The organism is Enterobacter sp. Res13-Sevr-PEC09-46 (assembly GCF_015672585.1).
Taxonomy (GTDB): Bacteria; Pseudomonadota; Gammaproteobacteria; order Enterobacterales; family Enterobacteriaceae; genus Enterobacter; species Enterobacter hormaechei_C.
The window spans coordinates 1-13,039 of record NZ_JADABR010000012.1 but is presented as its reverse complement, the minus strand read 5'-3'; the positions used below and the strand labels follow the sequence as shown (position 1 = coordinate 13,039).

Sequence of the window (13,039 nt, the reverse complement as noted above, 5' to 3'; positions counted from 1 at the left end):
CATATATCGCCGAACTCGGCTCTTTCTGGAGTCGCTTTGATGATGATAAAAAAAATCAGTGGTCGCCATGCTGCTTCTGGCCTGGTGGGTGTTTCAGTCTGCCTGCTTTTTTGTAACACCGCTTTTGCGTGGCAACAGGAATATATCGTTTCAGATGCTCAAAGTAATACGATGGAACGCTATACATGGGACGCCGATCACCAACCTCGTTATGAAGATATTCTCGCGGAGCGTATTAACCGCACGCAGAATGCTGCGGGGTTTACCCTGAACGATCCCTCCGGTTCGGATGCGGAAACCGTTCTGAGCGTTGGCTGGAATTTTCCCGTGGCGGGACATTTCACCACCGGGCCCGTAATGGCGTGGCGCACTGATGGCGCTCCCTCCGCACCAGTGAATGCGTTTGAGGATACAACCACCACGCAGTCGCTTACCGATCCACTATGGCATGCCAGCGTGAACTCATTGGGGTGGCGTGTCGATACGCAGTATGGTGATTTACACCCCTGGGCGAAGATCAGCTATAACCAGCAAACTGAAGAAGAATATTTATATACGCTGGGATTGAGCGCCAAATTTTAAAGGGTTGTCACTTTTTTAAACGCTGCCGTAACATATTTAATACAATAACGGCAGGGACTGTAGCGATAGTGATCGCTCACCTTTGAGCTTTTTCTTCTCCGGCAAGGTCATTCATTCCCGCTTCCAGGCATTTCATTCCGTTTCTCCTGCATTTCATGCCGTTTTACCCCTGGCGTTATGGGGTTTTGTTTATCGTGTCCTCAGCGAATTTCCTTAATTTATCTTGCAGGATACTGCCATGAACACATCAACTTATAACCGCACGCGTTGGCTGACGCTATTCGGCACCATCGTTACCCAGTTCGCACTGGGATCGGTCTATACCTGGAGCCTGTTTAACAGCGCCCTGTCTGATAAGATCGGCGCGCCGATAAGCCAGGTGGCGTTCTCCTTCGGCTTGCTGAGTCTTGGGTTAGCAATTTCCTCTTCCGTGGCGGGCAAACTTCAGGAGCGCTTCGGCGTGAAGCGTGTAACCATGGCCTCCGGGATCTTGCTGGGCGTGGGCTTCTTCCTGACGGCATATTCCGACAACCTGATGATGCTGTGGCTGAGCGCCGGGGTGCTGGTGGGGCTGGCGGACGGCGCAGGTTACCTGCTGACGCTGTCTAACTGCGTGAAGTGGTTCCCGGAGCGTAAAGGGCTTATCTCCGCGTTTGCCATCGGTTCATATGGCCTGGGCAGCCTCGGCTTCAAATTCATCGATGCGCATCTGCTGGCCTCGGTGGGGCTTGAGAAAACCTTTATGATCTGGGGCGTGATTGTGCTGGTGATGATCCTCTTCGGCGCAACGCTGATGAAAGACGCGCCGCAGCAGGAAGTGAAAACCGTTAACGGTGTGGTGGAGAATGATTTCACCCTTGCACAGTCCATGCGTAAACCGCAGTACTGGATGCTGGCGGTGATGTTCCTGACGGCCTGCATGAGCGGTCTGTATGTCATCGGCGTGGCGAAAGATATCGCGCAGGGAATGGTGAAACTGGACGCGGCGACGGCGGCGAACGCGGTAACGGTCATCTCCATTGCTAACCTCTCGGGTCGTCTGGTACTGGGTATCCTGTCTGACAAAATCGCCAGGATCCGCGTGATTACGCTGGGGCAGGTGATATCCCTGGTGGGGATGGCGGCGCTGCTGTTCGCTCCGCTGAACGAAGCGACATTCTTTGCGGCGATAGCCTGCGTAGCCTTTAACTTTGGCGGCACCATTACCGTCTTCCCGTCGCTGGTGAGCGAGTTCTTCGGGCTGAACAATCTGGCGAAAAACTACGGTGTGATTTATCTCGGCTTCGGTATCGGCAGTATTTGCGGATCGCTGATTGCCTCGCTGTTTGGTGGCTTCTACGTGACATTCTGCGTGATATTTGCCTTGCTGATTATTTCACTGGCGCTGTCCACCACGATTCGTCAGCCGCAACGCGAGGTCTATAAAGAAGCGCATGCATGATTCGATAAAAAGGGGCCGCAGGGCCTCTTTTTTTATCGCCATATCACTTCCGGACTTGTTATTTTGTAAAAATTTTCATCGATTCACATTCTCTGCTGCCACTTTTCTTCCTCGCTGTGGTCTACTTATCGCGCTTGTAGACGTTTCTGATAACGGTTTATCTCGCACCTACTTACTCTGTCTGCTTTCTCAATGAGATTCGGCGGGTCTTTATACCCCTTCCCCCAGGGTTGTTTGCATGAAATATATCAGGTCTCTTACCCAGCAAAGATTGTGTCTGATGCTGGCTGTCTATATCGGTTTGTTTCTGAATGGCGCGGTGCTGTTCAGAAGAGTGGAAGGTTATTTTGAACACCTCACCGTAAGAAACGGGATTTTCGCCGCGATTGAAGTGTTTGGCTCAATTCTGGCAACCTTCTTCCTGCTACGTCTGCTCTCGCTTTTTGGCAGACGTACATGGCAGGTTCTGGCCTCGCTGGTGGTGATTATCTCTGCCGCCGCAAGCTATTACATGACATTCATGAATGTGGTCATTGGCTACGGTATTGTGGCCTCGGTGATGACCACGGACATCGACCTCTCGAAAGAGGTGGTGGGGCAAGGGTTCATCATGTGGACGATTTTGACCTGCCTGATCCCGCTCTTCTTTATCTGGAGTAATACCTGTCGCTATACCCTGTTACGCCAGCTGCGTACCCGTGGGCAACGCATCCGCAACGTCGCCGTCGTTCTTCTGGCGGGTCTGCTGGTATGGGCGCCTATTCGCCTGATGGAAAAACAGCAAAAGCGGATCGAAAAAGCGACAGGCGTAGATATGCCAAGCTACGGCGGCGTGGTGGCTAACTCGTATCTGCCGTCTAACTGGCTGTCGGCGCTAGGTCTCTATGCCTGGGCTCAGGCGGACGAATCCAGCGATGTGAAATCGCTGATTAATCCGACCAAAAAGTTCACCTACCAGGCTCCGGCTGACGGGCTGGATGATACTTACGTGGTCTTCGTTATCGGCGAAACGACGCGCTGGGATCATATGGGTATTCTCGGTTATGACCGCGATACCACCCCGAAACTGGCACAGGAAAAGAACCTTGTAGCCTACCGCGGCTACTCCTGCGATACCGCCACGAAGCTCTCGTTGCGCTGTATGTTTGTTCGTGAGGGCGGTGCGAGTGATAATCCTCAGCGCACTCTCAAAGAGCAAAACGTGTTTGCTGTTCTGAAGCAGCTTGGATTTAGCTCCGATCTGTTCGCCATGCAAAGTGAGATGTGGTTCTACACCAACACCATGGCGGATAACATCGCCTACCGCGAGCAGATTGGCGCCGAGCCGCGTAACCGCGGAAAGAACGTTGATGACATGCTGCTGCTCTCTGAGATGGAACAGTCGCTGAAAAACCATCCGCAGGGTAAGCACCTTATTGTTCTGCATACCAAAGGTTCACATTACAGCTACTATCAGCGTTACACGCGCGATTTCGCCAAATGGACGCCTGAGTGCGTCGGCATTAACAAGAACTGTAGCAAGCAGGAGCTGATCAATGCCTATGATAACTCGATTCTGTATGTGGATACCTTCCTCAGTCGGGTGATCGACCAGCTTCGCGATAAGAAAGCGATTGTGATTTACGCGGCCGACCACGGCGAGTCCATCAACGAGAAAGAGCATTTACACGGCACGCCGCGTAAGCTGGCCCCGCCTGAGCAGTTCCGCGTGCCGATGATCATGTGGATGTCGGATAAGTACCTGGAAAACCCGGACAAAGCCAAAATGTTTGCCCATCTGAAACAGCAGGCAGAGATCAAGGTACCGCGCCGTCACGTTGAGCTGTACGACACCATTATGGGTTGTCTCGGCTATACCTCACCGAACGGTGGGATTAACGAAAACAACAACTGGTGTAAACTCCCTGATAACACCACAAAAGCCGCGCAGTAGCTGGTCTGGCGAGAATATCGCCAGTTGAATGGCTTTTTGAAAATAAGGGATTGACGGGGGCGCACCTCAGCAGTAAGATGCGCTCCGCATTCGGCGAGTAGCGCAGCTTGGTAGCGCAACTGGTTTGGGACCAGTGGGTCGGAGGTTCGAATCCTCTCTCGCCGACCACATTCTAAAAAGGGCTAACCGCAAGGTTAGCCCTTTTTGCATTAACGCGTTACCCCGCACGAGTCCTCAAAATACCCCTTAGCCCTGCTTCCCCCTGCCTGCTTGCGGTTTTGTGACATAATCCATTGTATTTTTTTATATATAGTTTGATCTTTTTTCGCGTTGCTTATGGATAACCTCAGCATTTTTCGCTGTGCGTTTTAACGTTCGCGGTATTTAGTGCTCAGATAATCACCATTCTGTAAGAAAATTTACCCATTCTGAATAAAACTTAATCACTGAGTGTTGCGAAATATGAAGATAATTGTGCTGCATCATGGCGAGTAGCATAAATTTCTCTGCTGAAAACTCACGGTCAGGGTTTTTTTAATCTTTGTTTGCGGTTTCTCACACTCCACGTAAATCCCCGCCACCTGTATTGACGTTTTCACATTCTGTTGACAGATTGTAGGGCACGAGGGGCATTTCAGGGAGGATCTGCGCTGCAACTCAAACGCTCTTCTGAAAGGATTCTCTATCCCTTTTAACGCCTTCGGGCATCACCGACCGGACCGGGTAAAAAATAAATAAAGGTCAGGCGGCGTAACACAACAAAGCAAAACATCACATTGGAGCACAATAATGAGTATTTCCTTGAAGAAGTCAGGGATGCTGAAGCTTGGTCTGAGCCTGGTGGCCATGACCGTTGCAGCAAGCGTACAGGCAAAAACCCTGGTTTACTGTTCTGAAGGCTCTCCGGAAGGCTTTAACCCACAGCTCTTTACCTCTGGTACGACTTACGACGCAAGCTCTGTACCGATCTATAACCGTCTGGTTGAATTTAAAACCGGCACCACGGAAGTAATTCCTGGCCTGGCTGAAAAGTGGGATATCAGCGAAGACGGTAAAACCTATACCTTCCACCTGCGCCAGGGCGTGAAGTGGCAGGACAGCAAAGAATTTAAACCTACGCGCGACTTTAACGCCGACGACGTTGTGTTCTCCTTCGACCGTCAGAAAAATGCCCAGAACCCGTACCATAAAGTGTCTGGCGGCAGCTATGAATACTTCGAAGGGATGGGTCTGCCAGACCTGATCGCTGAAGTGAAAAAAGTGGACGATAAAACCGTTCAGTTTGTGCTGACGCGTCCGGAAGCGCCATTCCTGGCTGACCTGGCGATGGACTTCGCCTCGATTCTCTCTAAAGAGTACGCTGACAACATGCTGAAAGCCGGCACGCCGGAAAAAGTGGACCTGAACCCAATCGGTACCGGCCCGTTCAAGCTGCTTCAGTACCAGAAAGATTCCCGTATTCTGTATAAAGCCTTCCCGGGCTACTGGGGCACCAAGCCGCAGATCGACCGTCTGGTCTTCTCCATCACGCCTGACGCATCCGTGCGTTACGCAAAATTGCAGAAAAACGAATGTCAGGTGATGCCGTATCCAAACCCGGCTGACATCGCGCGCATGAAGCAGGACAAAAATATCAACCTGCTGGAGCAGGCGGGCCTGAACGTGGGTTATCTCTCCTTCAACACCGAGAAGAAACCGTTCGATGACGTGAAAGTGCGTCAGGCGCTGACTTACGCGGTGAACAAAGAAGCGATCATCAAAGCCGTTTACCAGGGCGCGGGCGTTGCGGCCAAGAACCTGATCCCACCAACCATGTGGGGTTATAACGACGACATTAAGGACTACACCTACGATCCTGAGAAAGCGAAAGCGCTGCTGAAAGAAGCGGGCCAGGACAAAGGCTTCACCGTCGAGCTGTGGGCGATGCCGGTACAGCGTCCTTACAACCCGAACGCACGTCGTATGGCGGAAATGGTTCAGGCTGACTGGGCGAAGATTGGCGTACAGGCCAAAATTGTAACCTACGAGTGGGGCGAGTACCTGAAGCGCGCTAAAGCGGGCGAACACCAGGCGGTCATGATGGGCTGGACCGGCGACAACGGGGATCCGGACAACTTCTTCGCGACCCTGTTCAGCTGTGCGGCAGCGAAAGACGGTTCCAACTACTCTCGCTGGTGCTACAAGCCGTTTGAAGATCTGATCCAGCCGGCGCGTGCGACCGACGATCACAACAAACGTATCGAACTGTACAAGCAAGCTCAGGTTGTCATGCACGATCAGGCTCCGGCGCTGATTGTTGCTCACTCCACCGTGTACGAGCCAGTGCGTAAAGAAGTGAAGGGCTACGTGGTTGATCCACTGGGCAAACACCACTTCGAAAACGTGTCTGTTGAATAATAAGTAGGGTGTTCTCCCTCTCCCTGTGGGAGAGGGCAGGGGTGAGGGGCGTGCATGCATCCCCTCATCCTAACCCTCTCCCACAGGGAGAGGGAATTTACATTTGTGAGCAATACAGACGTCACGCCACTGGGCGTGCGTCATCAGAGAGAATCCGGGTTATGTTGCAGTTCATCCTCCGACGTCTGGGACTGGTTATCCCGACGTTTATCGGTATCACCCTTCTCACTTTTGCCTTCGTCCATATGATCCCGGGTGACCCGGTGATGATTATGGCGGGCGAGCGTGGTATCTCCCCTGAACGTCATGCGCAACTGCTGGCTGAACTCGGCCTTGATAAGCCGATGTGGCAGCAGTATCTCCACTATATCTGGGGCGTGTTGCACGGCGATTTAGGGATTTCACTGAAAAGCCGTCTTCCGGTGTGGGACGAGTTCGTACCGCGCTTTAAAGCGACGCTGGAACTCGGTATCTGCGCCATGATCTTCGCGACCGCAGTAGGGATCCCCGTTGGCGTACTGGCTGCCGTTAAGCGTGGCTCTATTTTCGACCACACCGCTGTTGGCCTGGCACTGACCGGCTACTCCATGCCTATCTTCTGGTGGGGCATGATGCTGATCATGCTGGTCTCGGTGCAGTGGAACCTGACGCCGGTCTCCGGACGCGTCAGCGACATGGTTTTCCTTGACGACACCAACCCGTTAACCGGCTTTATGCTGATTGATACGGCGATCTGGGGCGAAGAGGGCAACTTCATTGATGCGGTTGCGCACATGATCCTGCCTGCAATGGTGCTGGGCACCATCCCTCTGGCGGTGATCGTGCGTATGACCCGTTCCTCCATGCTGGAAGTGCTGGGCGAGGATTATATTCGTACAGCCCGCGCTAAAGGCCTGACCCGTATGCGCGTCATCATCATTCATGCCCTGCGTAACGCTATGCTGCCGGTGGTGACCGTTATCGGTTTGCAGGTCGGTACGCTGCTGGCGGGGGCGATCCTGACCGAAACCATCTTCTCCTGGCCGGGTCTTGGACGCTGGCTGATTGATGCGCTGCAACGCCGTGACTATCCGGTTGTGCAGGGCGGTGTACTGCTGGTCGCGACGATGATTATCCTCGTCAACCTGCTGGTCGATTTGCTGTACGGCGTGGTGAACCCGCGTATTCGTCATAAGAAGTAAGGGGCCATCATGTCACAAGTTACTCAAAATAAAGTGGTCACCGCACCGGTGCCAATGACGCCGATGCAGGAGTTCTGGCACTACTTCAAGCGCAACAAAGGCGCGGTCGTCGGGCTGGTGTATGTTTCCATCATGATCCTGATTGCGGTGTTTGCGAACTTCCTTGCGCCGTATAACCCGGCTGATCAGTTCCGCGATGCGCTGCTGGCACCTCCTGCATGGCAGGACGGCGGAAGCCTGACGCACCTGCTGGGCACCGACGACGTGGGCCGCGATGTGCTGTCGCGCCTGATGTACGGCGCACGGCTGTCGCTGCTGGTTGGCTGCCTCGTTGTCGTACTGTCGCTGATCATGGGGATCGTACTCGGCCTGGTGGCAGGCTACTTCGGCGGCATTGTTGATAACATCATCATGCGCGTCGTCGACATTATGCTGGCATTGCCAAGCCTGCTGCTGGCGCTGGTGCTGGTGGCGATCTTTGGTCCGTCGATTGGTAACGCCGCGCTTGCGCTGACGTTTGTTGCGCTACCGCATTACGTGCGTCTGACCCGTGCGGCGGTGCTGGTGGAAGTGAACCGCGACTACGTTACCGCCTCTCGCGTGGCGGGTGCTGGTGCGATGCGTCAGATGTTTATCAATATTTTCCCAAACTGCCTTGCGCCGCTGATTGTTCAGGCTTCGCTCGGTTTCTCTAACGCCATTCTTGATATGGCCGCTCTTGGCTTCCTTGGCATGGGTGCGCAGCCGCCAACACCGGAGTGGGGCACCATGCTCTCCGACGTGTTGCAGTTCGCGCAAAGCGCCTGGTGGGTCGTCACCTTCCCGGGTCTGGCGATTCTGCTGACGGTGCTGGCATTTAACCTGATGGGTGACGGTCTGCGTGATGCACTTGATCCCAAACTGAAGCAGTAAGAGGCACGAGATGGCGTTATTAAATGTAGATAAATTATCCGTGCACTTTGGCGACGAAGGCACACCGTTTCGCGCCGTGGACCGCATCAGCTACAGCGTTAATCAGGGCGAAGTGGTCGGGATTGTAGGAGAGTCGGGCTCCGGTAAGTCAGTGAGTTCGCTGGCGATTATGGGGCTGATTGACTACCCCGGTCGCGTGATGGCGGAAAATCTGGAGTTCAACGGTCAGGATCTGAAGCGCATTTCCGAAAAACAGCGCCGCCAGCTGGTGGGCGCGGAAGTGGCGATGATCTTCCAGGACCCCATGACCAGCCTGAACCCATGCTACACCGTCGGTTTCCAGATTATGGAAGCCATTAAGGTGCATCAGGGCGGCAACAAGAAAACCCGTCGCCAGCGTGCTATCGATCTGCTGAACCTGGTGGGGATACCTGACCCAGCATCGCGTCTGGACGTTTACCCGCATCAGCTTTCCGGCGGCATGAGCCAGCGCGTGATGATCGCCATGGCGATTGCCTGTCGACCAAAACTGCTGATTGCGGATGAACCAACTACCGCGCTGGACGTAACCATCCAGGCGCAAATCATCGAGCTGCTGCTGGAGTTGCAGCAGAAAGAGAATATGGCGCTGGTGCTGATTACGCACGACCTGGCGCTGGTGGCGGAAGCGGCACACAAAATCATCGTGATGTACGCGGGTCAGGTGGTGGAGACCGGAAGTTCGCACGATATCTTCCGCGCTCCGCGTCACCCGTATACGCAGGCGTTACTGCGCGCGCTGCCGGAGTTTGCCCAGGACAAAGCGCGTCTGGCGTCACTGCCGGGTGTGGTTCCGGGTAAATATGACCGTCCGCAGGGCTGCCTGCTGAATCCGCGCTGCCCGTATGCGACGGATAAATGCCGCGCCGAGGAGCCAGAGCTGAATCTGCTGGCCGATGGTCGGCAGTCAAAATGCCACTACCCACTCGATGATGCCGGGAGGCCAACACTATGAGTACGCACGAGGCCACCACGCAACAGCCGCTGTTGCAGGCTATCGACCTGAAAAAACATTACCCGGTGAAGAAGGGGATTTTTGCCCCCGAGCGCCTGGTAAAAGCGCTGGACGGCGTCTCCTTCAGCCTTGAACGCGGTAAAACGCTGGCGGTCGTCGGGGAGTCGGGCTGTGGAAAATCCACGCTGGGCCGTCTGCTGACGATGATCGAAACGCCAACCGGCGGCGAGCTTTACTATCAGGGCCAGGATCTGCTCAAGCACGATCCGCAGGCGCAGAAGCTGCGTCGTCAAAAAATCCAGATTGTGTTCCAGAACCCGTACGGTTCTTTAAACCCGCGTAAAAAAGTGGGGCAGATTCTGGAAGAGCCGCTGCTGATTAACAGCAATCTGAGCAAAGAGCAGCGTCGTGAAAAAGCGCTGGCGATGATGGCGAAGGTGGGGCTTAAAACCGAGCATTACGATCGCTACCCGCATATGTTCTCTGGCGGTCAGCGTCAGCGTATTGCCATCGCCCGTGGGCTGATGCTTGACCCGGACGTGGTGATTGCCGATGAGCCGGTCTCAGCGCTTGACGTGTCCGTTCGTGCGCAGGTGCTTAACCTGATGATGGATTTACAGCAGGATCTGGGACTGTCGTACGTCTTCATCTCCCATGACCTGTCCGTGGTTGAGCACATTGCCGATGAGGTGATGGTGATGTATCTGGGACGCTGCGTGGAGAAGGGGACGAAAGATCAGATCTTTACTAACCCGCGTCATCCGTATACGCAGGCGCTGCTGTCTGCAACGCCGAGACTGAACCCGGATGACCGCCGGGAGCGCATTAAGCTGACCGGCGAGTTGCCAAGCCCACTTAACCCGCCGCCGGGATGTGCGTTCAACGCCCGCTGCCGTCGCCGCTTCGGTCCGTGCACGCAGTTGCAGCCACAGCTGAAGGATTATGGCGGACAGCTGGTGGCCTGCTTCGCAGTCGATCAGGATGAAAACGGCGAAAAGCCGCAGGCATAAATAAAAAAACCGGCGCTAAGCCGGTTTTTTTACGTCTGAGATCTACTTCCGTAAACGAATCTGGTCGACGGCGTGTTTCTCACTCTTGGTGAGGATCAGGCTTGCGCGTTCGCGCGTCGGCAGGATGTTCTCTTTGAGGTTGACGTAGTTGATCTCATTCCACAGCCCGGTCGCCACGCTGATAGCCTCTTCTTCAGAGAGCTGGGCGTAGTTGTGGAAGTAGGAATCCGGGTCGGTGAACGCGCCTTCGCGGAACTTCAGGAAGCGGTTGATATACCAGCGTTGCAGCAAATCTTCCGGCGCATCGACATAAATTGAGAAATCGACAAAGTCAGAGACAAACACATGATGCGGATCGTGAGGATAATCCATCCCGCTTTGCAGGACGTTTAAGCCTTCCAGAATCAGGATGTCGGGCTGCACAACCGTTTTGTCGCCATCCGGGATGCGGTCGTAGATCAGATGCGAGTAAACCGGCGCGGTAACGTGAGGTACGCCCGATTTTAGATCTGAAACAAACTTTACCAGGCGGTGCATATCATAAGAGAGCGGGAAGCCCTTCTTTTTCATCAGGCCGCGTTCTTTCAACACCTCGTTGGGATGCAGGAAGCCGTCGGTGGTGATCAGCTCCACGCTGCGGTGTTCCGGCCAGCGGCTCAGCAGCGCCTGTAGCACGCGCGCGGTGGTACTTTTACCCACTGCCACGCTGCCCGCAATACTGATGATATAAGGAATACGTTGACCGTTCGTGCCGAGGAACTGTTCCAGTACGGCCTGACGACGCAAATTGGAGCTGATATAGAAGTTAAGCAAGCGAGAGAGGGGGAGATAGATTTCTGCCACCTCTTCCAGGGAGAGATCTTCGTTTATCCCTTTTAGCCGTGCGATTTCACCTTCCGTCAGTGTCATAGGGACGGAGTCACGCAGGGCTGCCCACTGGCTACGGTTAAACTGAAGATAGGGCGTCATTAACGTTTGCTCTTTTTTGCTCATAAGCATGCTTCTGTGAACCATCACGAAACGGCGGGTGCGGGCTCATCACATAGTTAATTTTGGACAATGGGCAGGAGGTTAACACCAGATGAGAGGAATAATAAGAAAAAATATGGGAAAGCGATGCTTAACCGGGCAGGCATCACCTGGGGCTATAGCGTGCCGAAATCAGGCGTTCATGTTGAATTTTTAACCGTGAGCGGATGAATTTACAGCGGTTAGCCCTGGTTTCGAATAAAATGTGAGCGAAAGAACGTTTTATGCAATTTTTTAGTTGCATGACTGCGCAGGTCTCCATAGAATGCGCGCTACTTGATGCCGACTTAGCTCAGTAGGTAGAGCAACTGACTTGTAATCAGTAGGTCACCAGTTCGATTCCGGTAGTCGGCACCATCAAGTCCGGTGGGGTTCCCGAGCGGCCAAAGGGAGCAGACTGTAAATCTGCCGTCACAGACTTCGAAGGTTCGAATCCTTCCCCCACCACCACTTTCTGGCAGCGACAACGCCGCCGGAGCTGGTTGGAAAAATTGACCAGCTCGAACAGAAAAGAGAGAAATCTCTTTTTTTGTTACAGAAAGAACTGGGTAGCCGAGTTTCAGGATGCGGGCATCGTATAATGGCTATTACCTCAGCCTTCCAAGCTGATGATGCGGGTTCGATTCCCGCTGCCCGCTCCAATACGTGCTGATATGGCTCAGTTGGTAGAGCGCACCCTTGGTAAGGGTGAGGTCCCCAGTTCGACTCTGGGTATCAGCACCACTTCACTTCTCCCTCCCTTTCTCTCTGTTTCAATGTAAATGTATTCAACAGTTCAGGCATTTTCGCCTGGTTGATGTGGTGATATCACCGATTTATCCGTGTCTTAGAGGGACAATCGATGTCTAAAGAAAAGTTTGAACGTACAAAACCGCACGTTAACGTCGGTACTATCGGCCACGTTGACCATGGTAAAACAACGCTGACCGCTGCAATCACTACCGTACTGGCTAAAACCTACGGCGGTGCTGCTCGTGCTTTCGACCAGATCGATAACGCACCAGAAGAAAAAGCTCGTGGTATCACCATCAACACCTCTCACGTTGAGTATGACACCCCGACTCGCCACTACGCACACGTAGACTGCCCAGGCCACGCCGACTATGTTAAAAACATGATCACCGGTGCTGCGCAGATGGACGGCGCGATCCTGGTTGTTGCTGCGACTGACGGCCCTATGCCTCAGACTCGTGAGCACATCCTGCTGGGTCGTCAGGTAGGCGTTCCTTACATCATCGTGTTCCTGAACAAATGCGACATGGTTGATGACGAAGAGCTGCTGGAACTGGTAGAGATGGAAGTTCGTGAACTGCTGTCTCAGTACGATTTCCCAGGCGACGACACTCCAATCGTTCGTGGTTCCGCGCTGAAAGCGCTGGAAGGTGACGCAGAGTGGGAAGCGAAAATCATCGAACTGGCTGGCTACCTGGATTCTTACATCCCAGAACCAGAGCGTGCGATTGACAAGCCATTCCTGCTGCCAATCGAAGACGTATTCTCCATCTCCGGTCGTGGTACCGTTGTTACCGGTCGTGTAGAGCGCGGTATCATCAAAGTGGG

Annotated in this window: 10 protein-coding genes and 5 tRNA genes; 14 read left to right on the top strand and 1 reads right to left on the bottom strand. The window is 53.8% G+C overall.

Annotated features, from left to right (window positions below; genetic code table 11):
* Window positions 1–39 precede the first annotated feature (39 nt).
* From IMQ56_RS06815 to dppF, 9 genes are all read left to right on the top strand, one after another.
* On the top strand, window positions 40–582 hold the full coding sequence (locus IMQ56_RS06815) for a hypothetical protein (protein ID WP_015569983.1): 543 nt from the start codon (window positions 40–42) through the stop codon (window positions 580–582).
* A gap of 238 nt (window positions 583–820) precedes the next feature.
* Window positions 821–2,023, top strand: a complete 1,203-nt coding sequence (locus IMQ56_RS06810; RefSeq protein ID WP_015569982.1) for an MFS transporter — start codon at window positions 821–823, stop codon at window positions 2,021–2,023.
* A gap of 238 nt (window positions 2,024–2,261) precedes the next feature.
* Window positions 2,262–3,956 carry a kdo(2)-lipid A phosphoethanolamine 7''-transferase gene (eptB, locus tag IMQ56_RS06805; protein WP_017383570.1) on the top strand — a complete coding sequence of 565 codons (1,695 nt, stop codon included), beginning with the start codon at window positions 2,262–2,264 and terminating at the stop codon, window positions 3,954–3,956.
* Window positions 3,957–4,047: 91 nt separating this feature from the next.
* Window positions 4,048–4,124: transfer RNA gene (locus IMQ56_RS06800), tRNA-Pro, on the top strand.
* 621 nt (window positions 4,125–4,745) lie between these two features.
* Window positions 4,746–6,353: a dipeptide ABC transporter periplasmic-binding protein DppA gene (gene dppA / locus IMQ56_RS06795; protein ID WP_196063613.1), complete on the top strand. Its 1,608-nt coding sequence runs from the start codon at window positions 4,746–4,748 to the stop codon at window positions 6,351–6,353.
* 161 nt (window positions 6,354–6,514) lie between these two features.
* Window positions 6,515–7,534 (top strand): dipeptide ABC transporter permease DppB, encoded by a 1,020-nt coding sequence (dppB, locus tag IMQ56_RS06790; RefSeq protein WP_006810536.1) that lies wholly within the window; start codon window positions 6,515–6,517, stop codon window positions 7,532–7,534.
* Window positions 7,535–7,543: 9 nt separating this feature from the next.
* Window positions 7,544–8,446 (top strand): dipeptide ABC transporter permease DppC, encoded by a 903-nt coding sequence (dppC, locus tag IMQ56_RS06785; RefSeq protein WP_017383569.1) that lies wholly within the window; start codon window positions 7,544–7,546, stop codon window positions 8,444–8,446.
* 10 nt (window positions 8,447–8,456) lie between these two features.
* A complete protein-coding gene (gene dppD / locus IMQ56_RS06780) occupies window positions 8,457–9,440 on the top strand; it encodes a dipeptide ABC transporter ATP-binding protein (protein WP_015569978.1) in 984 nt (327 codons plus the stop codon).
* Window positions 9,437–10,450 (top strand): dipeptide ABC transporter ATP-binding subunit DppF, encoded by a 1,014-nt coding sequence (dppF, locus tag IMQ56_RS06775; protein WP_017383568.1) that lies wholly within the window; start codon window positions 9,437–9,439, stop codon window positions 10,448–10,450. Before dppD ends, dppF begins: the two co-directional genes overlap by 4 nt.
* Window positions 10,451–10,492: 42 nt before the next feature.
* Here dppF and coaA read toward each other — a convergent pair whose 3' ends face one another.
* Window positions 10,493–11,443, bottom strand: coding sequence for a type I pantothenate kinase (coaA, locus tag IMQ56_RS06770; RefSeq protein ID WP_015569977.1), 951 nt, complete (start codon window positions 11,441–11,443; stop codon window positions 10,493–10,495).
* A 317-nt stretch (window positions 11,444–11,760) separates the two neighbouring features.
* Between coaA and IMQ56_RS06765 the strand changes: the two genes are divergently transcribed.
* The 5 genes from IMQ56_RS06765 to IMQ56_RS06745 all read left to right on the top strand — a co-directional run.
* Window positions 11,761–11,836 (top strand) — tRNA-Thr (locus tag IMQ56_RS06765).
* Window positions 11,837–11,844: 8 nt separating this feature from the next.
* Window positions 11,845–11,929: transfer RNA gene (locus IMQ56_RS06760), tRNA-Tyr, on the top strand.
* A 116-nt stretch (window positions 11,930–12,045) separates the two neighbouring features.
* A tRNA-Gly gene (locus tag IMQ56_RS06755) sits at window positions 12,046–12,120 on the top strand.
* Window positions 12,121–12,126: 6 nt separating this feature from the next.
* Window positions 12,127–12,202, top strand: a tRNA-Thr gene (locus IMQ56_RS06750).
* Window positions 12,203–12,320: 118 nt separating this feature from the next.
* On the top strand, window positions 12,321–13,039 hold a 719-nt coding region (locus tag IMQ56_RS06745; protein WP_161348780.1), incomplete at its 3' end, for an elongation factor Tu.

Excerpts from the sequence above, each read along its gene's own strand:
- dppD (WP_015569978.1), top strand. The coding sequence starts at position 8,457 with ATGGCGTTATTAAATGTAGATAAATTATCCGTGCACTTTGGCGACGAA.
- dppA (WP_196063613.1), top strand. The coding sequence starts at position 4,746 with ATGAGTATTTCCTTGAAGAAGTCAGGGATGCTGAAGCTTGGTCTGAGC.
- dppF (WP_017383568.1), top strand. The coding sequence starts at position 9,437 with ATGAGTACGCACGAGGCCACCACGCAACAGCCGCTGTTGCAGGCTATC.
- IMQ56_RS06810 (WP_015569982.1), top strand. The coding sequence starts at position 821 with ATGAACACATCAACTTATAACCGCACGCGTTGGCTGACGCTATTCGGC.
- coaA (WP_015569977.1), bottom strand. The coding sequence starts at position 11,443 with ATGAGCAAAAAAGAGCAAACGTTAATGACGCCCTATCTTCAGTTTAAC.
- dppC (WP_017383569.1), top strand. The coding sequence starts at position 7,544 with ATGTCACAAGTTACTCAAAATAAAGTGGTCACCGCACCGGTGCCAATG.
- eptB (WP_017383570.1), top strand. The coding sequence starts at position 2,262 with ATGAAATATATCAGGTCTCTTACCCAGCAAAGATTGTGTCTGATGCTG.
- dppB (WP_006810536.1), top strand. The coding sequence starts at position 6,515 with ATGTTGCAGTTCATCCTCCGACGTCTGGGACTGGTTATCCCGACGTTT.
- IMQ56_RS06815 (WP_015569983.1), top strand. The coding sequence starts at position 40 with ATGATGATAAAAAAAATCAGTGGTCGCCATGCTGCTTCTGGCCTGGTG.